This window comes from Microcella alkaliphila (assembly GCF_002355395.1).
Lineage (GTDB): Bacteria > Actinomycetota > Actinomycetes > Actinomycetales > Microbacteriaceae > Microcella > Microcella alkaliphila_A.
In genome coordinates this window covers 24,624-46,460 of sequence record NZ_AP017315.1, presented here as the reverse complement: position 1 = coordinate 46,460, position 21,837 = coordinate 24,624, and the positions used below count along the sequence as shown (strand labels likewise).

The following is a 21,837-nucleotide window of genomic DNA, read 5'->3' as shown; positions in this document are numbered from 1 at the left end:
CTCCGAAACGACGCAGACAGGGGCCAGAATGAACGACGATCAGATCGCAGGCGAACCCATTCCGGTGACGAGCCGCAATCGTTCCACCACCCCAACGTCAGATTCGTTTCGCAGCTACATCAGGCAGGGCTGGGCAGAGGTGTCGGTCGAACGCGGGCTGCTGCGCGATGCCGCTGTATTTGCGCAGAGTCGTCGCGCCCGGCTGTCTGCAGCCTTCGAGGGCAAAACCGTGATCATACCGGCGGGGTTGCAAGCGGTCCGCGCGAATGACCAGTACTACACGTACCGCCCACATTCCGGTTTCGCGCATCTCACTGCGTGGGGGTCAGACACCGTCGCTGGGTCGATTCTCGTGCTGGAACCAATCGTCCATGGCCATCGCGCCATCCTGTTCTTTCGGCCATCTTCCGGGCACGACTCCGACGAGTTTTACGCCAACAATGAGGTCGGCGAACTCTGGACTGGTCGTCGACCCACTCTTCAGCAGGTCGCCGATGAGCTGGGAATTGACACTCAATCTCTTGATGAATTCGAGCAAGCACTCGAGATGTGGGATGGCGAAATGGTTGTGCTGAGGGACGCCGACCTACCGGTGACCTCTCTCGTCGACCGCCGACGGCGGAGCGTTAGCACCCGGCGCGACGGGGAGCTCGGCATGATCCCGACGGACGATGATGAGCACCTCGCTCAAGTACTGAGCGAAATGCGCCTCGTGAAGGACGCTTTCGAGATTGCCGAGTTGCGCCGTGCTGTCGCTGCCACGCAGCGAGGTTTCGACGATGTCATCAGCCAACTGCGCGACTGCGTCGGCCACGACCGGGGAGAGCGACTCGTGGAAGGTGTGTTCTACCGGCGGGCACGAGTGGAAGGCCACGGTGTTGGGTACGAGACGATTGTCGCAGCGGGGCCTCACGCGTGCACCCTGCATTGGACTCGCAATGATGGACCTATTCGTCAGGGAGACCTCCTCCTCCTCGATGCGGGAGTTGAGGTTGACAGCCTGTACACCGCCGACATCACACGCACTGTGCCGATCTCGGGCACCTTCACCGACATCCAGCGAGAGGTATACGATGCCGTGCTCGAGGCAGCAGATGCCGCACGCGAGGCGGCAAAGCCGGGAGCCCGCTTCCGAGACATGCACGACGCCGCGATGCGGGTGATCGCGCACCATGTGAGCGAGTGGGGGCTGATTCCGGTGAGTGCCGAAGACGCTCTCCATGGGGAGGCTCAGCACCATCGCCGATTCATGATTCACGGCACGGGCCATCACCTCGGGCTCGACGTACACGACTGCTCACGTGCTCGCCAGCAGGTCTACCTAGACGGCTTCCTCGAGCCGGGAATGGTCTTCACTATCGAGCCCGGACTCTACTTTCACGAAGACGACTTAAGCGTGCCAGAACGGTTTCGCGGAATCGGAGTGCGCATCGAGGACGACGTGCTCCTCACCGAACACGGCTGTGAACTGCTGTCTGCCGATTTTCCGCGCACCGCACGCGAGATCGAAAGGTGGATGGAGAGGGCTTAACCCCCGACGACCGCGCCGAAGCGCTCGGGCAGCGTGTGCCGGTGGGCGGCGCCGAGCTCGGCGTGCGACAGCGTGAAGCGGTCTTGCACATCCAACCCGTCGATCTCGCCGTCGGTGACGCCGATGCGGGTGACGGGGACCAGCCGGCCCTCGCAGAGGCCACGGAACTTGACGTCGTCTTCCCTCGCGACGGAGACGAGCATCCGGGCGCCTGATTCGGCGAAGAGCGCAGCGGTCGCGTCGACACGATCGCGCTCCATCAGCTCGGTCAGCCACACGCGGGCGCCGACGCCGAAGCGCAGCACTCCCTCGGCGAGCGTCGCGATGAGTCCACCGTCGCTGAGGTCGTGGGCGCTCGTGACGAGTCCCTCCTCGGCAGCGGCCGCCATCAGCCCGGCGAGGTTCTTCTCGGCCGCGAGGTCGACGAGCGGGGGCACGCCGCCCAGGTGCTCGTGCACGACGCCCGCCCAGGCCGAGCCGTCGAGCTCGTCGCGGGTGACGCCCAGCAGGTAGAGGTTCTCGCCCTCATCCTGCCAGCCCGAGGGCAGGCGGCGGTCGACGTGGTCGATGACGCCCATGACGGCGACGACGGGGGTGGGGTGAATCGGCACGTCGCCGGTCTGGTTGTAGAACGACACGTTGCCGCCCGTCACCGGGATGCCGAGCTCGAGGCAGCCGTCGGCGAGGCCCTCGACGGCGCGGGCGAACTGCCACATCACCTCGGGGTTCTCGGGGCTGCCGAAGTTCAGGCAGTCGCTCACGGCGCGGGGGCTCGCGCCGGTCGCGGCGACGTTGCGGTACGCCTCGGCGAGCGCGAGCTGCGCGCCCGCGTACGGGTCGAGCTGGCAGTAGCGGCCATTCGCGTCGGTGGCGAGCGCGACGCCGAGCCCGCTCTCTTCGTCGATGCGGATCATCCCGGCGTCATCCGGCATCGCGAGCGCCGTGTTGCCCATGACGTAGTAGTCGTACTGATTGGTGATGAGGCTCGCGTCGGCCTGGTTCGGGCCGCCGAGAACCTGCAGCGCCTGGGCGCGCAGTTCAGAATCGTCGGATGCGCGGGGCAGGGCGCGCGCGGAATTCGCGTTGAGCGCATCCAGCCATTCGGGGCGCTGCATCGGCCGGTTGTAGACGGGCCCGTCGACCGCGACGGTGCGCGGGTCAACGTCAACGATCTTCTCACCGCGCCAGTGGATGACAAGGCGGCCCGTGTCGGTGACCTCGCCGAGCACGCTGGTCTCGACGTCCCACTTGGCGGTGACGGCGAGGAAGGCGTCGAGCTTGTCGGGCTCGACGATCGCCATCATTCGCTCCTGGCTTTCCGACATCAGGATCTCTTCGGCCGTGAGCGACGGGTCGCGCAAGAGCACCTGGTCGAGGTCGACGACCATGCCGCCGTCGCCGTTCGAGGCGAGCTCGCTCGTCGCGCACGAGATGCCGGCGGCGCCGAGGTCTTGGATGCCCTCGACGAGACCCTCACGGTAGAGCTCAAGGCAGCACTCGATGAGCACCTTCTCGGCGAACGGGTCGCCGACCTGCACGGCGGGGCGCTTCGTGGGGCCGCCCTCGCTAAACGTGTCGGAGGCGAGAATCGAGGCACCGCCGATGCCGTCGCCGCCGGTGCGGGCGCCGAACAGCACGACCTTGTTGCCGACGCCGCGGGCGTTCGCGAGGTGCAGGTCTTCGTGGCGCAGGGCCCCGACGGCGAGCGCGTTGACGAGCGGGTTCGCCTGGTAGACCGGGTCGAACCAGGTCTCGCCGCCGATGTTCGGAAGCCCCAGGCAGTTGCCGTAGAAGCTGATGCCGGAGACGACGCCGGGCAGCACGCGGGCCGTGTCGGGGTGGTCGATGGCGCCGAAGCGCAGAGCATCCATGACGGCGACGGGGCGGGCACCCATCGAGATGATGTCGCGCACGATGCCGCCGACGCCGGTGGCCGCGCCCTGGAAGGGCTCGATGTAGCTGGGGTGGTTGTGGCTCTCGATCTTGAAGGTGACCGCCCAGCCCTCGCCGATGTCGACGACTCCGGCGTTCTCGCCCATGCCGACCATGAGGTGGGTCTTCATCTCGTCCGACACCTTCTGGCCGAACTGGCGCAGGTGCACCTTCGACGACTTGTACGAGCAGTGCTCGCTCCACATCACCGAGTACATGGCGAGCTCGCCGCTCGTCGGCCGGCGGCCCAAGATCTCGCGGATCTGCTGGTACTCGTCGGGCTTCAGCCCGAGCGCGTCGTACGGCTGGTGCTTGTCGGGCGTCGCGATCGCGTTGTCGACGGTGTCGGGCTGGGGGATGGCGGGCGCGACGTTCTCGCTCACGGGCAGGGCGCTCCTAGCAGGCGGCGGGCGGATGCTCCGATCCTATCGGCGGCGGGGTCCTCGACTGACCGGCGTCATCGCGCCGTAACGCGCCGCGCGTACGCTGGCGGCATGAAGGCGTCGCCCCTGTGGATCTTTGCGATCATCGCCGTGCTGGTCTTTGCCGGCGCGTTCCTGCTGGGCGGCGCGATCAATCGGTAGCCGCGGTCAGCGGCTCGTCGCCGGCTGCGGCTGCGCCTCGGGCGTCGGCGCCGGGCGGAACTGCCCCGTCGCGGCGAGCACGATGATGAGCACGAGCGGCACGAGCCAGCCGCTCCAGCCGAGAATTGTCGCCTGCGTCGTGTCGATCACCGAGCCGGCCGCGACGAACACGATCGAGAAACCGGCCGCCGCGTTGAACGCGCCGTGCGCGAGCGCCGGTGCCCGCACGCTACCCGAACGGATGCGCAGCCAACTGAACACGGCGCCCACCACGACACACATGCCGCACATCATCACGAGACCGAGCCAGCCCGGCGCTGTCGGGTAGTTGTAGCCGAGCAGCACGAGCGGGGCGTGCCACAGCCCCCACATGAGGCCTGACAGCAGGATCGCGGGGGCAACCCCGAGCGGTAGAAGCTTCGGCAGCAGCCAGCCACGCCACCCGAGCTCTTCCCCAAGCGCGGGAATCAGATTGATGAACGCGCCGATCAGCACGTTCACGAACTGCAGGGCGACGAGCACGCCGATCGGGATGGGCAGCGCGGGCGCTCCCGTGGCGGCCAATTGCGCATCGGTGATCTCCTGGAAGCCACTGAAGTTCACGAAGTCGGCCGGGTAGACGCCGAAGAGTGCGCCGATGGGCAGCGCGGCCAGGATCAGCACCACCGGCACGACGAGCGCCAGCGCCAGGTAGCCGATGAAACGGCCCGGGCGTCCGATCGGCCAGAGGCCCAGAGCGGCGGCCTTCCGTGCGGGTTTGTCGACGAGGAACACGACGATCAGTGCGGCGATCGCCGGCGTCGCCATCATCGCGAGCGCCACTAGCCCGAAGAAGGGGCTGGAGAGCCCGTCGCCGAACCACAGTGGCAGGGCGATGAGCCAACTCAGTCCGAACGCGATGGCAAGAAAGATGAGGATCGAGCGCATCCGTCCACCCTGCCAGGGTCGCCGTGATCAGGGCATCCGTCGCGCGGCGGATTGTGGATGAGGCGTCAGTCGGCCTTCGGAATCGGCGGTCCGATCATCAGCAGCACAACGTACAGCACCACGACGCCGATCACGATCAGCGTCCCGAGCAGGTATGGGTGCCGCAGCCTCAATCGCCCCAGCCGGCCGCCAGGTTCGATGATCTTCTTCCGGGTTCGGTGCGCTGGGTCTAAGGTTCTCTCGCATCGATCGTGACCTGCACAATGGTGATCATCGGCGGCATCTAGGTCGTCTGCTGTGCGATTCGGAGCCCAGCTCCCAGAGTCTCTGCCTTCATTCGGCAATCAGTATCGTCACTTCTGTTCAGTGAGTACACTGATGCAACAGTGACGCAAGTGACGCAGAACTGATCAGTCAGTGATGTGGAGAGGCCCAACGAGTGGACGTTCAAGAACTCGACGAGACGGTTGCCCGGTTACGTCGTCACGGCCGTGACACTGATGCGGTGGAAGTGAAGGCGGCCGTGGGCAAGCTGCCGAAGAGCCTTGCTTCAACCATTAGCGCGTTCAGCAACACGCGCGGCGGCGTTCTCATCTTGGGGTTGGAGGAGGAGACAGGATTTCACCCTGCCCCAGGCTTTAACGCAATCGCTATTGCAGATGGACTCAAAGAACTCGTGCGCCCTCGTAAAGCGGGTGAGTTGCAGCCCTCACTGAGCCCCGACCCGATAGTAGAAGTGTCGATTCTCGAGTTTGAGGGCGCTGAAGTTGTAGTCGCGACAGTGGAGGAACTTCCGCCCGAGATGAAACCTTGCTTCGTCGTGGAGCGAGGCAAGGAACAAGGAAGCTTCGAAAGGCTCCTTGATGGCGACCATCGAATGAGCACCTATGCGATCTTCCTGCTCAGCTCAAATCGCTCCCAGCCAATTCGCGATGTCGATGTAGTGCCGGGGGTGTCATTGACCGACCTCGATGAAGCACTCCTTCAAGGGCTAGTGACTCGAGTTCGGTCAACACGAGCGCGCCTCGCAGCAGTCTCGGCGAACGATGAAGACCTCCTCAAGAAACTGCGCGTGCTGGATCCTGAAACAGGCGGGGTTACTTTGGCTGGTTACTTGAGTTTGGGGCGATATCCCCAAGAGCGGTTTCCGCAATTTATGATCAGCTACGCGCACTTCCCGGCATCGTCTCTCGACGGTGCACGCGGCGAGATCCGAATGCTCGACCGAGGGACCTATGACGGACCGATACCGTGGATGATTAGCGATGCACTTCGCAAGATCGAGGCGACTCTGCCGAAGCGGCGCGTAAGCCTTGGTCGGTCGTCGACTGACGTACCCGAGATACCGATCGACGTCGTCCGGGAAGCAATCGTCAACTCGCTCGCACATCGCGACTATTCAGCATTCGCCGAATCTGAACAGGTGAAGATAGAGCTTTATCCGGATCGACTGGACATCTCTAACCCGGGCGGAATTTGGGGCGGAAGGCGTGAGTCCGAGCTACTAGATGGGACTTCACGATCACGAAATTCCTGGCTCACGCGACTACTCCCCGATGTTCCCCTTCCTGACAATTCAACTGTCTCGGAGAACCAGGGCACAGGCATTCGATTCATGGTTGGCTCCATGAAGTCGCAAGGGCTCCCGCTCCCGACATTCACGGCAACGAATGTTCGATTCACTACCTCGTTGGCACGCCACGGTCTGATGGACCCCGACGTTGTCGAGCATCTCGCCCTCGTTGGTGCGGCCAACCTCGACGAGCGGTCTCTGGCTGCCCTTGCGCTCGCGCTGCAAAAAGGTCGCCTCGATGACCAAGTGGTCCGGTATCAGTTGGATATGGACAGTTACGACGCTTGGCGTCTGTTGCTGAGTCTCAATCGCGGTGGGTGGCTTGAACAAGACCGAAGAGGAGACTTCATTCCCAGTTCGAAGCTCTCGGCAACTCCATTACCGTTCCTGGAGCTTCAGGTCACCGACTCGGAGCAGGTGATACTTGGAGTCCTTGAGAGCCGCAAGCAGCTAGGCATCCGAGATCTGGCGGCAGCCACCAACTTGTCGATTGGTGTCTTGCGGCGAGACCTCAGGCGCCTAATTGAGGCGAACAAGGTTGTCGCGACTGCGCCCCCCACTAGCCGACTACGCGAGTATCGATTGAGTGCCTAGTCGGCCTTCGGAATCGGCGGCCCGATCATCAGCAGCACGACGTACAGCACCACGACACCGACCACGATCAGCGTGCCGAGCAGGTACGGGTGGCGCAGCATCCACCGCACGAGGCGGTCGAACCACACGCGGTCGCGCGGGTCGTCCGACTCTTCGCGCCGCCAGTCGCCCTCGAGACGGCCCGTGCGGTGCGCCCAGACGTCGAAGGGGATCGTCGCGTACGGGACGATCGCGGTGACGACCGCGAGCATCCCGATTCTCACGCCCCAGCGCTGGTTGACCGCGGTCAAGACGGCGGTCGCCGCGTAGGCGAGGAACACGAAACCGTGGATGCTGCCGCCGATCGTCACAAAGATCGCGCCATCCTCGCGGCCGACGACCGCGCGAATGATGAGGCCGCCGATGAGCAACGTCCAGGTGATCGCCTCGGCGATCGCAAGCACGCGATACAGCCTCTTCGGTGTCACACGGGATGCACGGGGCGAGCCAGCGGGGGAGGACGGCGCGGCAGGCGCCGGGGAGGCGTCGGTGGTCACGACCCCTAGTTCAGCACGCTCTGCTTGAGCACCGATGTGAAGAACGTCAGCCCGTCGGTGCCGGAGCGCATCGCACTCGTCGTGTCGGGGCCGAAGCCCGCCTCGACCGCGTGTTCGGGGTGCGGCATGAGGCCCACCACGTTGCCGCGCTCGTTGCGCAGGCCCGCGATGTCGCGGAGCGACCCGTTCGGGTTCACGTCGAGGTAGCGGAACGCGACGAGCCCCTCGCCCTCGAGCCGGTCAAGCGTTGCCTCGTCGGCGATGTACCCGCCCTCGCCGTTCTTCAGCGGGATCACGATCTCTTGGCCCTCGGTGAAGCCGTTGGTCCACGCGGACGCGGTCGACTCCACGCGCAGGCGCTGGTCGCGGCGGATGAAGTCGCCGTGGTCGTTGCGAATCAGGCCGCCGGGCAGCAGGTGTGCCTCGACGAGGATCTGGAAGCCGTTGCAGATGCCGAGCACGGGCATCCCGCCGTTCGCCGCGTCGATGACCTCGGCCATGATCGGCGAGCGGGCCGCGATCGCGCCGGCGCGCAGGTAATCGCCGTAACTGAAGCCGCCGGGCAAGACGATCGCGTCGACGCCCTTCAGGTCGTGCTCGCCGTGCCACAGAGCGACAGGCTCGGCCCCGGCGAGGCGCACGGCGCGCATCGCGTCGCGGTCGTCGAGCGACCCGGGGAAGGTGACGACTCCGACGCGCATGGTCACGCGCCCGCGCCTGCGGCGGCCTGCTCGGCCACGTGCACGCTGACGACGTCTTCGATGACACCGTTCGAGAGCAGGTCGGCGGCGAGCTGCCGGGCCGTGTCGAGGAGGGCGTCGTCAACCTCGCCATCCACGTGCAGTTCGAAGCGCTTGCCGAGGCGAACGTCGGTGATGCGACTCTCGCCCAGGCGGTGAATCGCCCCGGCGACGGCCTTGCCGGCCGGGTCGAGCAGTTCGGCCTTCGGCATGACCTCGACGACGATGGTGGGCACGGCGGCTCCTCGGATGCGCGGCAGCGGGTGGGGTCAGCATTCACTCTACCGGCGCGGTTACGGTGGGCTGACCGACCGACGACCACCGATCAGGAAACCGGAACGGGAGGCTTCGTGCCCGACATCGACACCTTCACCTGGCAGAGCTGGCCGGGCCTTGCGATCGCCGTCGCGATCGCGCTCGGCATCGTCATCGTCGTGACGGGGATGCTCGCGCTCGTCGCGCGCATCGCCTCGCGGAAGTGGGCGGGCACCTACGCGACGTTCGGTCCGCCGAGGAGGAGGCTGCGCATCCTGCTCGGCCTCATCGGGGTCTGGATTGCTGTCGCGCTGACGCTGCCCGAGCCTGACTGGCGGCCGGCGATCAACCAGACGTTCCGCATTCTCGTGATTCTCGCGGCGGCGTGGTTCATCACCGCGGTCGTGCAGCTCTTCTTCGACCGCGTGCTGCGGCGCTACGACATCACGGTCGACGACAACCGCGTCGCGCGGCGCATGCAGACGCAGCTGCGACTCATCAGTCGGGTCGTCGTTGTGATCATCGGTCTGCTCGCGATCGCCGCGGCGCTACTGACCTTCCCCGGCGCGCAGGCCGCCGGCGCCAGTCTGCTCGCCTCGGCGGGTCTTGCGTCAGTGATCGCGGGTCTCGCTGCCCAGTCGACCCTCGCCAATGTGTTCGCCGGCATGCAGTTGGCCTTCAGTGACGCCATTCGGCTCGATGACGTTGTCGTCGTTGAGGGCGAGTTCGGCCGGGTCGAAGACATCACGCTCACGTACGTTGTCGTGCGCATCTGGGACCAGCGGCGCCTCGTTCTGCCGTCGACCTACTTCACGACGACGCCGTTCGCGAACTGGACCCGCAGCGCATCCGAGCTCATGGGCACCGTCGAGCTCGATGTCGACTGGCGCATCGACGTCGACGCGATGCGCGCCGAGCTGACCCGCATCGTCGAGGCATCGCCCCTCTGGGATGAGCGCGTCGCGAGCATCGCGGTCACGAGCGCGATCGGCGGCCACGTGCGCGTCCGCCCGCTCGTCAGCGCCCGCAACTCAAGCGACCTCTGGGACCTGCAGATTCTGGTGCGCGAGAAACTCGTCGACTGGGTGCGTCGCGAGGCGCCCGAGGCCCTGCCGACGCAGCGCGTCGAGCTGGGCGAGGCTGCGCCCGTCAACACCGAGGATGCGCGGGGCCGCGCCCGTCGCGGAGGCCCGGTCGCCGGCGAGGCGCCCGCCGACGGGGATGAGTCGGCCTCGTAGTTCGCGGCCGAACGCTGACCAGTCGGGGCGCCCGGTCGCGCTGAGCGGCGGGAATGCCCTGTGCGCTGCCTACGCCTCGCGCAGCAGTGCGCCGACCGGCGACTCGAGGGCGTCGGCGACGGCGAACTGCGCCCAGTCGCGGTAGCCGAGCGCGCTCGGGTGAAAGTCGTCGACCGCGAAGAAGCCCTCGGCGTACGGCGGGGGCGGCGGCGACATGTGCGCCCGCGGGTGCGCGTCGATCAGCTCACGCGCCTCGTGCTCCAGCGCTTGCGAGTGGCGGTACAGGGTCGAGCGCAGCGGCTCGGGCAGCCCGCGGAACCGGAAGAACGCCGGCAGCGACGACATGAGCAGCACCGCGTCGGGGTGGGCCGCGAACACCTTGTCGACGATGTGGCCGACGTCGCGGCGAAAACCGCGCGCGCTGCGCACGGCGAGAGCGTCGTTCGCGCCGACGGTGAGAAAGACGACCGTCGTCTTCTCGCGCAGCGCCGGCCGCAGGTGCCGCGCGATCAGGTCACGCGCCGTCGCGCCCGATCGGCCGGATGCGCGCCACAAGACCCGTCGCGCGGTCGCCTCGCTGAGTGCCTCGGCCAATTGCCCGCCGAGCCCGAGCCGCGCGTGGTCGACGCCGACCCCCGCCGCCGTCGAATCACCGAGCACGAGCAGGCGCACGGGGGTGTCGTCGCCACGCGGGCCGGCCGAGCCGCGCCACGGAGCCGGCGCCTCGGGGAGGACGGGGATGCTCTCGCGCAGCTCGCGAGACTGCGGCACGATCACGGGTGCGAGGGCCAGTGCGACGGCGCGGCTGACGGCGCGCCCGTCGCGGGTATACGTGGGCTGGTCGTGCGGATTGCTCACGGCGCCCGAGTCTAGGGGGTTGCGGTGACGCGCAAGCGGTTCCCCCAGGGGTCATCAAGGCTGACCGTCTGCCCGTCGTTCGCGACGTCGATGTGGTGGTCGCGCATCCGCTCGGTGAGGGCGCCGACGGCGTCAGCCGACGGCAGCACGATGTCGACGAGACCGAGCCCGAGGGTGGGTTGACGTCGCCCGGCTCCACGGCTGCGCCACACATTCATCGCCATGTGGTGGTGGTAGCCGCCCGCACTCATGAAGACGGCCTGGCCCCCCAGTTCGGCCGTGATGTCGAAGCCGAGTGCGCCCGAATAGAAGGAGCGGGCCGTGTCGACGTCGCCCACGGAGAGGTGCACGTGGCCGACCGCGCCGGGCGTCGGGTGGTCGAGCTCGTCCTCGGTCAGGTGCTCGCGCAGGAACGCGTTCGGGTCGAGCGGCAGGCTCGCCATCGACACGCGGTCGCCCGACCACTGCCAGGTGTCGCGGGGGCGATCCCAGTACAGCTCGACGCCGTTGCCCTCCGGGTCGTCGAAGTAGAAGGCCTCGCTCACGAGATGGTCGGCCGAGCCTGTGAACCGATCGGGATGCGCCGTCGCTGTGCGGTACACCGCGGAGGCGAGAGCGGCGCGCGTCTCGAACAGGATCGCCGTGTGGAACAGTCCCGCCTCACGGGGGCCCGCATGCCGCATCGCCGGGCTGTGACGCAGCAGGACCGCAGGCTTCGCGGGGGTGACCACGGTGCCCGCGCCGGTGTTGGCGACGTTCGCGGGGCGCCCGAGGGTGACCGTACCCGTCGCCTCGGCGAGCACCTCGAGGCCGACGGCGTCTCGGTAGTACGCGGTCATCACGTCGAGGTTCGCCACGTCGAGAGTGACGGCGCCCATCGTGAGGTCGGCGGGCAGGGTGCGCTGATCGGACATGCCGGGGTAACGCTGTACACCCCCGGGGTATTCCGCGCCGTTACGCGGTCAGGCGGTCGATCAGCTCGCGGTAGCGGGCCGCAGTCTGCTCGACGATCTCGACGGGCAGGCGCGGCGGAACCCCGGAGCCGTCCCAGTTGGCGGCCAGCCAGTCGCGCACGATCTGCTTGTCGAAGCTCGCCAGGCGGTCGGGGCCGCCCGCGGCGTACAGCGTCGCGTCCCAGTACCGCGACGAGTCGCTCGTCAGGACCTCGTCGGCGAGGGTCAGCTCGCCGGTGTCGGGGTCGTCGCCAAACTCGAACTTCGTGTCGGCGAGGATCACGTCGCGTGACTCGGCGACCGCCGAGGCCCGCGTGAAGATCGCGAGCGATGCATCCCGCAGTGCCTCGGCGACGGACCGGCCCACCAGCTCGACCGAGCGCTCGAACGTGATGTTCTCGTCGTGTTCGCCGTAGGGCGCTTTCCACGCCGGAGTGTAGATCGGTTCGGGCAGCCGGTCGCCGTTCGCCAGACCGGTGGGCAGCTCGATGCCGCACACGGTGCCGTGCTCGCGATACTCGGCCCAGCCGCTGCCGACGAGGTAGCCGCGCACGACGCATTCCACGGGGTGCATGCGAAGCCGCCGCACGACGACGCCGCGGTCGGCCACGGCGTCGGGCACGACGCCCTGCGGGTCGAGGTGGTTGGCGATCGGCAGCTGCGCGAACCACCATCGGCTCAGCTGCGTCAGCAGCGCGCCCTTGCCGGGGATGCCCGGCTCGAGAACGTGATCGAAGGCGCTCACCCGGTCGCTCGCCACCATCAAGACGCGGTCGGCTTCGGCGAGGCTGGATGCACCGTCCGGCATATAGAGGTCGCGCACCTTGCCGCTGTACGCGTGCACCCACCCCGGGAGGTCGAGGGTTTCTGTGACGTGGCCGGCGGTCACGACGCGGCCGGGTCCACGCGGGCGGCGATGTCGCGACGAACCTGGCCGCCCTCCAACCCGATGAGGTCGATGGCGCGGTAGGCGCGCTCGCGGGCAACGGTGAAGTCGGGGCCGGTGGCGACGACGCTGAGCACGCGGCCGCCGGTGGCGACGAATCCGCCCTCGCTGTGCGCGGTCGCGGCATGGCAGAGGTGCACGCCCTCCACCGCGGCGGCCTCGGCGAGGCCCGTCAGCGGCCGCCCCGTGTGCGGGGTGTCGGGGTAGCCCTCGCTCGCCAGCACGACGGTTACGGCGACGTCGCTCGAGAACTGCGGGGCAGGTGCGCTCGCGAGGGTTCCCGTGGCTGCGGCGAACAGCAGTGTCGACAGCGGGGTCGTGAGCCTCGGCAGCACCACCTGCGTCTCGGGGTCGCCGAAGCGCGCGTTGAACTCGATCACGCGCAGGCCTGTAGGGGTGAGAATTAGGCCGCAGTACAGCAGCCCGATGAACGGGGTGCCCTCGGCGGCGAGCTGACGAATCGTGGGCTGCGCGACGCTCGCGATGACCTCGTCGACCAGACCTTCCGACGCCCACGGCAGCGGCGAGTACGCGCCCATGCCGCCCGTGTTCGGGCCGGTGTCGCCCTCGCCGATGCGCTTGTAGTCCTGCGCGGGGCTGAGCGGCACGACCGTCGAGCCGTCGCTGAGCAGGAACAGGCTGATCTCCTGTCCCGACAGAAACTCTTCGACGAGCACCCCGCCCTGCTGTAGGTAGTGCTCGGCGTGCGCAACCGCGGCGGCGCGGTCCTCGGTCACAATGACGCCCTTGCCGGCCGCGAGCCCGTCGGCCTTCACGACATAGGGGGCGCCGTAGGAGTCGAGCGCGCCGTTGACGTCGGCGATGGTCGCCGCCCGCAACGCCCGACCGGTCGGAACGCCGGCGGCCTCCATGATGCGCTTCGCGAACGCCTTCGACCCCTCGAGCTGGGCGGCCTTCGCGCTCGGGCCGAACACGGCGATGCCGCGCGTGCGCAGCGCGTCGGCGACCCCCGCCACGAGCGGAGCCTCCGGACCGACCACCACCAACTCGATGCCGTTCTCGAGCGCATAGTCGGCGACGACGGCACCCTTCGTCGGGTCGAGCGCAACGGTCTCGACCGCTTCGGCGATGCCCGCGTTGCCGGGGGCGGCCACGATCTCGTGGTCGGCCTCCTCGCTCAGCAGTGCGGTGATGATGGCGTGCTCGCGGGCACCCGAGCCGAGAACGAGAATCTTCACACGGTCAGCCTACCGAGGCCGCACCGCGCGAGCGCGGCCAGTAGCGGGCCGTTAGCCTCGTCGCATGCCCCGCCCGCGCATCCCGCAGCCTGACGGCGAAGCCGCCATCCAGGCGGCGCTCGCCGACCTCGACGCCGCCGACCGCACGACGCTGGCGACGGCCAGCCGCTACGTGCTCCAGGTGCTCGGCGACGAGCATCCCGGTCGCAGCGTCGAGGTGCGCGTCCCCCCGTTCGGAGCCGTCCAGCTCATCGAGGGCCCGCGGCACACCCGCGGCACCCCGCCGAACGTCGTCGAAATGGATGCGCGCACCCTGATCGCGCTCGCGGCAGGCCAGGCGGCGTGGGCAGATGCCGTTCGGGATGCGCGCATCCAGGCTTCGGGATCGCGCAGTGACCTTGCGCACCTGTTCCCGATCGCCCAGGTGAATCGGCCACAATAGGCGCGTGAGCGACCAGACCCCCGCGCCGGAGCCCGGCGAGCGTCAGCAGTTGAGCGTGCGGCGCGCACCCAAGCTCGGTGCCTTCATGGTGGTCGGCGGGTTCCTCGGGTTTCTGGCGACCCTGATCGCGACCGTGTCGGTGCCGAGTGACCCCACGTCGCAGGTCGGGCTCGGCACGCTCGTCGCCTACTTCTCGCTGTACGGCATCACCGCGGGGGTCGTCGTCGGGGCGATCATCGGCATCGTTCTCGATCGGGTGTCACGCACGCGTGCCCGCACGATGGAGGCTGTGCACGAGGTGGTCGATCCGGCGCCCATCGAGGGTGAGCTGGAGGACGAGACCGGCGCCGAGCATCCCGCTGCCGGAGACGTCGACAGCGCGGACGCGAGCGGCGAGTCGACCGACGCCCGTTAACTGTTCTGGTTCGCCTCGACCCACTCGAGATACTCGGGGCTGACGGTTCCCGTGACGTAGTCGCCCGTGAAGCAGCTCATCTCGAGCTCGGTGATGTCGGTGCCCTCGACGATCGCCGCCTGCATGTCGGCGACCTCCTGGTAGATGAGGTGGTCGGCGCCAAGCTCACGCGCGATGTCGGGAATCTTGCGGCCGTGTGCGACGAGTTCGCGTGAGGTGGGCATGTTGATGCCGTACACGTGGGGGTACCGAACAGGCGGCGCGGCTGACGTGAAGGTGACCTCGTTCGCCCCGGCCGCGCGCGCCATCTCGACGATCTCCTGAGAGGTGGTGCCGCGCACGATCGAGTCGTCGACGATCAGGATGTTCTTGCCGTGGAACTCACTCGACATCGCGTTCAGCTTCTGCTTGACGCTCCTCTTGCGCTCCGCCTGGCCGGGCATGATGAAGGTGCGGCCGACGTAGCGGTTCTTGTAGAAGCCCTCGCGGTATTCGATGCCGAGCTTCTGGGCCACCTGCATGGCGGCGGGCCTGGATGAGTCGGGAATCGGCATGACGACGTCGATGTTGCCGGTCGGTGCGTACTGCGCGATCGTGTTCGCGAGCCGGTCGCCGAGGCGCAGCCGCGCCTCGTAGACCGAGATGCCGTTCATGACCGAGTCGGGGCGGGCGAGATACACGTACTCGAACGAGCAGGGGATCAGGCGGGGGTTCGCGGCGCACTGGCGCGACTCCATCTGACCGTCGGGGGTGATGAAGACCGCCTCGCCGGGGGCGAGATCACGCACGACCTCGTAGTCGCCGGCCTCGAGGACGAGTGATTCGCTCGCCACGACCCACTCATCACCGGCAAGACCCGAGGTGCGACGGCCGAGAACGAGCGGCCGGATGCCGAACGGGTCGCGGAAGGCCAAGAGCCCCTGACCGGCGATGAGGGCGATCGCGGCGTACGACCCTTCGACGCGCTCGTGCACCCGCGAGATCGCGGCGAACACCTGCTCGGGAAACAGCTCGTTGCCGAGCACCTGCTGCTGCAGCTCGTGGGCGAGCACGTTGACGAGCAGCTCGGTGTCGGAGTTCGTGTTGAGGTGTCGACGGTCGACGTCGTTCAGTTCGCGGGTGAGCTCACGCGTGTTCGTCAGGTTGCCGTTGTGCACGAGGATGATGCCGTACGGCGCGTTCACGTAGAACGGCTGCGCTTCCTCTTCGCTGGAGGCCGTGCCGCGCGTGGCGTAGCGCACGTGACCGAGCCCCATCGTGCCGAGCAGGCTCCGCATGTCGCGCGTGCGGTACGCCTCGCGCACCTGGCCCTTCGCCTTCGTCATGTGCAGCACGCGCCCCTCGGCGGTCGCGATGCCGGTGGAGTCTTGGCCGCGGTGCTGAAGCAACGCCAGGGCGTCGTAGACCTGCTGATTCACGGGGCCCGACGAGACGAGGCCGACGATGCCGCACATGGAGTTTCGCGCGCTCCTGGAAAGACCGGGGAATCGACCCGAGCGGGTCGGCTCCAGTCTCGCACACGCGCTCATCCGCGCACGCCGCCGCCGATACGCTTGACGGGTGACCGAGAGCGCATCGAGTAGCTACGCCGCCGCCGGAGTCGACACCGCTGCGGGCGACCTCGCGGTCGAACTCATGAAGTCGGCCGTCGCCGCCACCCACGGCCCGAACGTGCTCGGCGGAGTCGGGGGGTTCGCCGGCCTCTGGGACGCCTCGGCGCTCACCGCGTATCGCAAGCCGCTGCTTGCCACGAGCACGGATGGCGTCGGCACGAAGGTGGCGATCGCGCAGGCGCTCGACATTCACGACACCATCGGGCAGGACCTCGTCGCCATGGTCGTGGACGACATCGTCGTCGTCGGCGCGACACCGCTGTTCATGACCGACTACATCGCCTGCGGCAAGGTGCACCCCGAGCGCATCGCCGACATCGTGCGCGGCATTGCTGAGGCGTGTGCTGCGACGGGCACCGCGCTCGTCGGCGGCGAGACGGCCGAGCACCCGGGCCTCCTCGGCCCCGACGACTACGACGTCGCCGGCGCCGCGGTCGGCGTGGTCGAGGCCGACGAGGTGCTCGGCCCCGAGCGGGTCACCGACGGCGACGTCGTGCTCGCCATGGCGAGCTCGGGCCTGCACTCGAACGGCTTCTCGCTCGTGCGGCACATCCTCGCGCAGCGCTCCATCGCGTTCCACGACGAGCTCCCCGAGTTGGGGGGCGTCGTAGGCCGCGCGCTGCTCGAGCCGACACGGCTGTATACGGGGCCGATCCTCGAGGCGCTGCGCGAGCATCCCGCAACCATTCACGCGCTCAGCCACGTCACCGGCGGCGGCATCGCCGCGAACCTCGCCCGCGTCCTGCCGCAGGGCGCGTGGGTCGAGGTCGACCGGTCGACGTGGAGTCCGCCCGCCGTGTTCCGCGTGCTCGCCGACCTCGCCGGCGACAGCCTCGAATCGACCGAGGGAACGTGGAACCTCGGGCTCGGGATGCTCGCGGTCGTTCCCGCCGAGCACGCGTCCGCGATCTCCACGGCACTGACGACCCGGGGCCTGCCCACCTGGCAGGTCGGAGTCGTGTCGACGGCCTCACGCGAGCTGAATGGATTCGAGCAGGGCGCCAAGGGTGTCGACGGCGGCGCCGTGCGCCTCGTCGGCAGCTACGCGAACTGACGACGGGCGCGGGGCCGCGACCGAACGCAAAAGACCCGCCGAAGCGGGCCCTGAGCGTGACGAATACAGCCTGCTACGCGGTGCGCGGCGTCTCGTCGAGGTCGTCTTCGTCGTCGTCGACCAGGTCGGCCCACTTGTCGACGTACGGGTCGTCTTCTTTCGCAGCGAGCTCACGCTCAAGCTGAGTCAGGTCGGTGTTCGGGCTGAAGTACTTCAACTCTCGCGCCACCTTGGTGTGCTTTGCCTTCTGGCGACCGCGCCCCATACGTGACCCCCCTCACAGGTTGGTCGGCGGGCGGAAATTCCGCGGAACAGCGCCGACGTGGGACTGGATAAAGACTAGCGAGCACTCTACCACGGAGCGCTCCTCAGCCTTGGCGCCGAGTGAGCGGCGACAACGGGCGAACGACTACCGTAGAGCGGGTGACGGACGCCGACCTCAGCACCTCGTGCATCGTCATCGGGGCGGGCCAGGCCGGGCTCAGCGTCGCCTACTACCTACGCCGCCTCGGCCTCGAACCGGGCGAAGAGTTCGTGCTTCTCGACCGCGGCCCCTCGACGGGAGGCGCCTGGCAGCACCGCTGGGAGGCGCTCAAGCTCGGCTCAGCCCATAAGGTCAACGACCTGCCCGGCATGGACGAGCTCGGCCTCAGCTTCTCGACCGCCGACCACAGCGTGCCGGCGCGCGACGTCGTCGAAGAGTATTACGCCGCGTATGAGGAGCACTACGGGCTGCAAGTGGTGCGCCCCGCCGACGTGACGAGCGTCACCGACCTCGGAAAGGACCTGCTCGTCACCTTCGACACGGAGGCCGGCGAGCTCGAGCTGCGCGGCGCGACCATCGTGAACGCCACGGGCACCTGGGGCGCCCCCTTCGTGCCGCACTACCCCGGTCTGCGCGACTTCACCGGCCGCCACGTGCACACGAGCGCGTATACGGATGCGCGTGACTTCGAGGGGCAGGACGTTGTGGTCGTCGGAGGGGGCACCTCCGCGATCGGCTTCATCCTCGAACTCGAGGGCGTGGCGAACTCGATCACGTGGGCGACCCGGCGCCCGCCCGAGTTCCTCGACGGCGCCGAGCTCGACGTCGAGGGCGCCGAGAAGGCGGTTGGCATGCAAGACGAGGCGGCGCGCGCTGGCCGCGCCCTGCCGAGCATCGTCAGCGGCACGGGGGTGCCGCGCACCCGCAAGATCCAGGCGGCGATCGATCGGGGCATCCTGGAAACCCGCGGGATGTTCGCGCGCATCGAGGCGGACGGCGTGCGCTTTCCCGACGACAGCTTTCAGCGCGCCGACGCGATCATCTGGGCAACCGGGTTCCGGCCTGAGCTGCGCCACCTCGCGCCGCTCAAGCTGCGCGAGAAGGAGGGCGGCGTGACGGTCGACAGCTACCGCGTCGCCCGCGACCCGCGCCTGTTCTTCGCCGGGTACGGGCCGGCCGCCTCCACGATCGGGGCCAACCGCGCCGGCCGCAACATCGCCCGTCAGGTCGTCGCCCAGCTGAGCCGCATCGGCCGCTAACAAGCCTCTCCCGGCAGCGCGCCGAGTATCCCGCCGAGGATGGTGCCGAGCGCGACGGCGAGGGTTCCCGCGACGAGGTTGACGAGCATCCCACCGGCGGCGCGTTTCGCGCGGCCGTCCATGACCAGCTGCACCGTCTCGACACTCAGGGTGCTGAACGTCGTAAGGCCGCCGCAGAAACCCGTCACGACAACGAGCAACACGACCGGATCCTCGATTGCGCCGATCGCGACACCCGAGACCAGCGACCCGACGACATTGACGATCACGACCGGGCCGGGGGGCTGCTCGCGACCGGCGAGCACGACCGTGGTCAGGAAGCGCAGCACTGCTCCGAGCGCGCCCCCCGCCGCAACGGCGAGCACCAGCCCGGGGTTCACTCGTCGCTCCCGTCGGTGAGAGGCGTCGAGCCGTCGGGGCGCAGGCGACGGCCAAGCGCGATGCCCGCGACAGCTGCGCCGAGACCGAGGGTCAGAGACAGGACAACGGTCAGCACCGAGCCGCAGAGCGGTGCCGACGAATCCACCCACCAGCACAGCCAGCACCGTTGCGGGCGACAGCGGGTGGGCCGTCGTCGGGCGCGGAGGGCCAGCATCCATGATGCTGCCGAGCCTAGCCACGCGCGGCAGCCCACCTCGTAGACTGGCGATATGCGCTCGGACCGCCCGCCTCGCCGCCGACCCGTGCGGTGGGGGTGGCTCATCACCGGCGTCGTCGCGCTTGCCCTGGGCGGCCTCGTGGCGTCGGTCGCGCTGCCGATCCTTTTCCACGAGCCGCAGGGGTCGAGCGGTCAGGCCCGAGTCGACGGATTCCCCACCACGGTGACGGCCACCGGCGACGACGGGCTGACGCGCACGCTCAGCGCGGCGAGCGAATCAGGCGGCGCCGTCGATCTCGCCGCGATCGCCGAAGGCGACCGCATTGTCGTGACCGGTGAGGGCTATGTGCCGAACCGGGGCATCTACGTCGCCATTTGCGCGATCCCGGCCCAACTCGACGGGCGCCCCGGCCCCTGCCTCGGCGGCGTGCCCGACCAGACCGAAGACGAACTCGAAGAGGGCAGCGTGCAGTGGGCGCCCTCCAACTGGATCAACAACGAGTTCGCCTGGCGCATCTTCGGCGCGCGCGCCTTCGATGACCGCGACTCCGGCTCGTTCACCGCCTACCTGCTCGTCGGGCCCCCCGCCGACGACGCCGTCGACTGCGCAGTCGTCGAATGCGGCATCTACACGCGCAACGACCACACCGCCACCGCCGACCGGGTGCAAGACCTCTACCTGCCCGTCGAGTGGGCCGCGGGCGACTAAGCGCGCCGGCGGCTAGGGCAGCTGAGCTCCGAGGTCGGCGCGCAGCGACGTGAGCCCCGCCGCGAGCGCGTCGACGGCGGCCGCGTCTAGCGGGCGTCCGGCCGCGATCGCGCGACGCAGGTCAGCCCGCACCTCCTGACGGAAGTCGGCGAGCAGCGCCTCAGCCCGGGCCAGCTGCGCCCGCGACTCGGAGCGCACCTCCGTCGTGCCGCTCGGCGGCGGTGTCGTGGATGCGCGGGGCGCGTCGGGCGCGTCCGCCGCGCGCCGCGCATCCCGCGCCTGGTCGTTCGCCGCCGACGCTGCGCCGCGCGCGTCGTCGCGGGCGTCGCGCGCCGCTGCGGCGAGTTCGGCGCGCAGGCTTGCCATCGCGTCAGACACGGATGCCCGCACCTCGTCGGCGAGGCGACGCACACTGTCGCCCACCCCCTCCTCGATCGAGTCGAGCTCAGCCCGGCGCGCGTCGAGTTCGGCGCGACCCGCGCCCGTCAGGGAGTAGACGGTGCGACGTCCGTCGGCGTCGGCCTTCGTGACGAGGCCCTCCGCCTCGAGCTTCGCGAGCCGCGGATAGATCGTGCCGGCCGACGGCACGTAGGTGCCACCGAACCGGTCGCTGATGGCCTGGATGATCTCGTAGCCGTGCATGTCGCGCTCCTCGAGCACCGACAGCAGGTAGAGGCGCAGGTGGCCGTGGCCGAAGACGGGCGGGGTCACGACGCGACCCGCTCCGCGTGCACGACCGACACGTCGCCCGACACGGTGCTCGCCACCACCTCGGTGAAGCGCCCGTGCAGCTCGCCGAAGCGGCCCTCGTACTGCCCCCGCACGCCGGTGACGCGCGCATCGTCGAGTTGTAGCGCGCCCGACAGCGTGGTGATGCGGTACTGCGTGGGCACGCCCGCATCGAGGCGCACGGTGAGGTCGCCGCTGACGCTCTTCTGCGAGACCATGTCGGGTAGCCCGTGCAGGTCGACGACGGTGTCGCCCGAGACGGTGTTGCCCCGGAACCGGAACACCTCGCCGCTGACCGTCAGGTCACCCGACACGGTCTTCGCCGACACGTCGCCGTGGTGGCCGCGCACCGACACTTCGCCGCTGACGGCGTTGACGCTGAGGTCGCCGGCGACGCCGTCGACGACGACGTCGCCGCTGACCGTGCTGACCGCCACGTCGGAGTGCAAGCCGCTGATCAGCGCGGTCGCCGTCACGACGCCGAACGTGAGGGCGGCACTGCGTGGAACGAGAATGCTGACCTCGGCCTTTGACGACCCGCGGTAGCTGCGGAACATGTCGAGAAACTCGGTCCAGCGCTTGTCGAGGTGGTCGACGACCAGCCGGTCGCCGTCGAGTGCGATCTTCAGGTCGCGGCCGGTGACGCCGTGCACCTCGATGCGCGCGCCGGGCTCGTCGTGGGCGACGATGTCCACCTGCCCTCCGATGAGGCCCACCTTGACACTGCGCACGAGCTCGAGGTCGATCGTGGTCGGATCGCTGACGATCCAGGTTTCTTGCGCCATGCGCGGCTCCTTTCGGCGGTCCCACTCGGGATGCTCATCTCGCGATATATCGCGTCCGTGCAAGACACGATATATCGCGTTTTGATCCCGCGCAAGGGTCGC

At 68.5% G+C, this 21,837-nt stretch carries 23 protein-coding genes; 8 read left to right on the top strand and 15 right to left on the bottom strand.

What is annotated here, in order from left to right; all coding sequences use genetic code 11:
- Nucleotides 1–28: 28 nt before the first annotated feature.
- Nucleotides 29–1,531 carry an aminopeptidase P family protein gene (locus CPY97_RS00210; RefSeq protein ID WP_096419807.1) on the top strand — a complete coding sequence of 501 codons (1,503 nt, stop codon included), beginning with the start codon at nt 29–31 and terminating at the stop codon, nt 1,529–1,531.
- Here the strand turns inward: CPY97_RS00210 and purL are convergent.
- Together purL and CPY97_RS00200 are read right to left on the bottom strand one after the other, a co-directional pair.
- Nucleotides 1,528–3,846, bottom strand: coding sequence for a phosphoribosylformylglycinamidine synthase subunit PurL (gene purL / locus CPY97_RS00205; protein ID WP_173826841.1), 2,319 nt, complete (start codon nt 3,844–3,846; stop codon nt 1,528–1,530). The two genes, CPY97_RS00210 and purL, sit on opposite strands and share 4 nt — an antisense overlap.
- A gap of 207 nt (nt 3,847–4,053) precedes the next feature.
- Complete coding sequence (locus CPY97_RS00200) at nt 4,054–4,974, bottom strand: CPBP family intramembrane glutamic endopeptidase (protein ID WP_096419805.1); 921 nt, start codon at nt 4,972–4,974, stop codon at nt 4,054–4,056.
- Nucleotides 4,975–5,413: 439 nt separating this feature from the next.
- On the opposite strand from CPY97_RS00200, the gene CPY97_RS00195 reads away from it, so the two are divergent.
- A complete protein-coding gene (locus tag CPY97_RS00195) occupies nt 5,414–7,141 on the top strand; it encodes an ATP-binding protein (protein WP_096419803.1) in 1,728 nt (575 codons plus the stop codon).
- Here CPY97_RS00195 and CPY97_RS00190 read toward each other — a convergent pair.
- From CPY97_RS00190 to CPY97_RS00180, 3 genes are all read right to left on the bottom strand, one after another.
- Nucleotides 7,138–7,584, bottom strand: a complete 447-nt coding sequence (locus CPY97_RS00190) for a DUF3817 domain-containing protein (RefSeq protein ID WP_231923970.1) — start codon at nt 7,582–7,584, stop codon at nt 7,138–7,140. The two genes, CPY97_RS00195 and CPY97_RS00190, sit on opposite strands and share 4 nt — an antisense overlap.
- 98 nt (nt 7,585–7,682) lie before the next feature.
- Nucleotides 7,683–8,378, bottom strand: a complete 696-nt coding sequence (gene purQ, locus CPY97_RS00185) for a phosphoribosylformylglycinamidine synthase subunit PurQ (RefSeq protein ID WP_096419799.1) — start codon at nt 8,376–8,378, stop codon at nt 7,683–7,685.
- Between the two features lie 2 nt (nt 8,379–8,380).
- On the bottom strand, nt 8,381–8,653 hold the full coding sequence (locus tag CPY97_RS00180; protein ID WP_096419797.1) for a phosphoribosylformylglycinamidine synthase subunit PurS: 273 nt from the start codon (nt 8,651–8,653) through the stop codon (nt 8,381–8,383).
- 114 nt (nt 8,654–8,767) lie between these two features.
- Here CPY97_RS00180 and CPY97_RS00175 point away from each other — a divergent pair, with 114 nt between their 5' ends.
- Complete coding sequence (locus CPY97_RS00175) at nt 8,768–9,910, top strand: mechanosensitive ion channel family protein (RefSeq protein ID WP_096419795.1); 1,143 nt, start codon at nt 8,768–8,770, stop codon at nt 9,908–9,910.
- 69 nt (nt 9,911–9,979) lie between these two features.
- Here the strand turns inward: CPY97_RS00175 and CPY97_RS00170 are convergent, their stop codons facing one another.
- From CPY97_RS00170 to purD, 4 genes are read right to left on the bottom strand one after another with little or no spacing between them, the layout of a single operon-like run.
- A complete protein-coding gene (locus CPY97_RS00170) occupies nt 9,980–10,768 on the bottom strand; it encodes an SGNH/GDSL hydrolase family protein (protein WP_161494026.1) in 789 nt (262 codons plus the stop codon).
- A gap of 11 nt (nt 10,769–10,779) precedes the next feature.
- Nucleotides 10,780–11,682 (bottom strand): VOC family protein, encoded by a 903-nt coding sequence (locus CPY97_RS00165; protein WP_231923969.1) that lies wholly within the window; start codon nt 11,680–11,682, stop codon nt 10,780–10,782.
- Nucleotides 11,683–11,722: 40 nt separating this feature from the next.
- A complete protein-coding gene (locus CPY97_RS00160) occupies nt 11,723–12,610 on the bottom strand; it encodes a phosphoribosylaminoimidazolesuccinocarboxamide synthase (RefSeq protein WP_096419791.1) in 888 nt (295 codons plus the stop codon).
- Nucleotides 12,607–13,866, bottom strand: a complete 1,260-nt coding sequence (purD, locus tag CPY97_RS00155) for a phosphoribosylamine--glycine ligase (RefSeq protein WP_096419789.1) — start codon at nt 13,864–13,866, stop codon at nt 12,607–12,609. The genes CPY97_RS00160 and purD overlap by 4 nt, the downstream gene beginning before the upstream one ends.
- A gap of 64 nt (nt 13,867–13,930) precedes the next feature.
- On the opposite strand from purD, the gene CPY97_RS00150 reads away from it, so the two are divergent.
- Nucleotides 13,931–14,308 carry a sterol carrier family protein gene (locus tag CPY97_RS00150; RefSeq protein WP_096419787.1) on the top strand — a complete coding sequence of 126 codons (378 nt, stop codon included), beginning with the start codon at nt 13,931–13,933 and terminating at the stop codon, nt 14,306–14,308.
- 4 nt (nt 14,309–14,312) lie between these two features.
- Nucleotides 14,313–14,723 (top strand): hypothetical protein, encoded by a 411-nt coding sequence (locus CPY97_RS00145; protein ID WP_096419785.1) that lies wholly within the window; start codon nt 14,313–14,315, stop codon nt 14,721–14,723.
- Here the strand turns inward: CPY97_RS00145 and purF are convergent.
- On the bottom strand, nt 14,720–16,177 hold the full coding sequence (gene purF / locus CPY97_RS00140) for an amidophosphoribosyltransferase (RefSeq protein ID WP_096419783.1): 1,458 nt from the start codon (nt 16,175–16,177) through the stop codon (nt 14,720–14,722). The two genes, CPY97_RS00145 and purF, sit on opposite strands and share 4 nt — an antisense overlap.
- A 106-nt stretch (nt 16,178–16,283) precedes the next feature.
- Between purF and purM the strand changes: the two genes are divergently transcribed.
- The gene (purM, locus tag CPY97_RS00135) at nt 16,284–17,390 is read left to right on the top strand and encodes a phosphoribosylformylglycinamidine cyclo-ligase (RefSeq protein WP_096419781.1); all 1,107 of its coding nucleotides are present in this window, start codon (nt 16,284–16,286) and stop codon (nt 17,388–17,390) included.
- 73 nt (nt 17,391–17,463) lie between these two features.
- Here the strand turns inward: purM and CPY97_RS00130 are convergent, their stop codons facing one another.
- Nucleotides 17,464–17,655 (bottom strand): DUF3073 domain-containing protein, encoded by a 192-nt coding sequence (locus CPY97_RS00130; protein ID WP_096419779.1) that lies wholly within the window; start codon nt 17,653–17,655, stop codon nt 17,464–17,466.
- A 158-nt stretch (nt 17,656–17,813) separates the two neighbouring features.
- Here CPY97_RS00130 and CPY97_RS00125 point away from each other — a divergent pair, with 158 nt between their 5' ends.
- Nucleotides 17,814–18,914 (top strand): NAD(P)-binding domain-containing protein, encoded by a 1,101-nt coding sequence (locus CPY97_RS00125; protein ID WP_096419777.1) that lies wholly within the window; start codon nt 17,814–17,816, stop codon nt 18,912–18,914.
- Here the strand turns inward: CPY97_RS00125 and CPY97_RS13350 are convergent.
- Both CPY97_RS13350 and CPY97_RS13345 read right to left on the bottom strand, forming a co-directional pair.
- Nucleotides 18,911–19,294: a fluoride efflux transporter FluC gene (locus CPY97_RS13350; protein ID WP_161494025.1), complete on the bottom strand. Its 384-nt coding sequence runs from the start codon at nt 19,292–19,294 to the stop codon at nt 18,911–18,913. The two genes, CPY97_RS00125 and CPY97_RS13350, sit on opposite strands and share 4 nt — an antisense overlap.
- Nucleotides 19,291–19,440 (bottom strand): hypothetical protein, encoded by a 150-nt coding sequence (locus tag CPY97_RS13345; RefSeq protein WP_161494024.1) that lies wholly within the window; start codon nt 19,438–19,440, stop codon nt 19,291–19,293. Before CPY97_RS13345 ends, CPY97_RS13350 begins: the two co-directional genes overlap by 4 nt.
- 124 nt (nt 19,441–19,564) lie before the next feature.
- Here CPY97_RS13345 and CPY97_RS00115 point away from each other — a divergent pair, with 124 nt between their 5' ends.
- Nucleotides 19,565–20,221: a hypothetical protein gene (locus tag CPY97_RS00115; protein ID WP_096419773.1), complete on the top strand. Its 657-nt coding sequence runs from the start codon at nt 19,565–19,567 to the stop codon at nt 20,219–20,221.
- A gap of 12 nt (nt 20,222–20,233) precedes the next feature.
- Here the strand turns inward: CPY97_RS00115 and CPY97_RS00110 are convergent, their stop codons facing one another.
- Nucleotides 20,234–20,932: a PadR family transcriptional regulator gene (locus tag CPY97_RS00110; protein WP_231923968.1), complete on the bottom strand. Its 699-nt coding sequence runs from the start codon at nt 20,930–20,932 to the stop codon at nt 20,234–20,236.
- A complete protein-coding gene (locus CPY97_RS00105; protein WP_096419771.1) occupies nt 20,929–21,735 on the bottom strand; it encodes a DUF4097 family beta strand repeat-containing protein in 807 nt (268 codons plus the stop codon). Before CPY97_RS00105 ends, CPY97_RS00110 begins: the two co-directional genes overlap by 4 nt.
- Nucleotides 21,736–21,837 lie beyond the last annotated feature (102 nt).

Excerpts from the sequence above, each read along its gene's own strand:
- CPY97_RS00105 (WP_096419771.1), bottom strand. The coding sequence starts at position 21,735 with ATGGCGCAAGAAACCTGGATCGTCAGCGATCCGACCACGATCGACCTC.
- CPY97_RS00165 (WP_231923969.1), bottom strand. The coding sequence starts at position 11,682 with ATGTCCGATCAGCGCACCCTGCCCGCCGACCTCACGATGGGCGCCGTC.
- purQ (WP_096419799.1), bottom strand. The coding sequence starts at position 8,378 with ATGCGCGTCGGAGTCGTCACCTTCCCCGGGTCGCTCGACGACCGCGAC.
- purF (WP_096419783.1), bottom strand. The coding sequence starts at position 16,177 with ATGTGCGGCATCGTCGGCCTCGTCTCGTCGGGCCCCGTGAATCAGCAG.
- CPY97_RS00115 (WP_096419773.1), top strand. The coding sequence starts at position 19,565 with ATGCGCTCGGACCGCCCGCCTCGCCGCCGACCCGTGCGGTGGGGGTGG.
- CPY97_RS00130 (WP_096419779.1), bottom strand. The coding sequence starts at position 17,655 with ATGGGGCGCGGTCGCCAGAAGGCAAAGCACACCAAGGTGGCGCGAGAG.
- CPY97_RS00210 (WP_096419807.1), top strand. The coding sequence starts at position 29 with ATGAACGACGATCAGATCGCAGGCGAACCCATTCCGGTGACGAGCCGC.
- CPY97_RS00150 (WP_096419787.1), top strand. The coding sequence starts at position 13,931 with ATGCCCCGCCCGCGCATCCCGCAGCCTGACGGCGAAGCCGCCATCCAG.
- CPY97_RS00200 (WP_096419805.1), bottom strand. The coding sequence starts at position 4,974 with ATGCGCTCGATCCTCATCTTTCTTGCCATCGCGTTCGGACTGAGTTGG.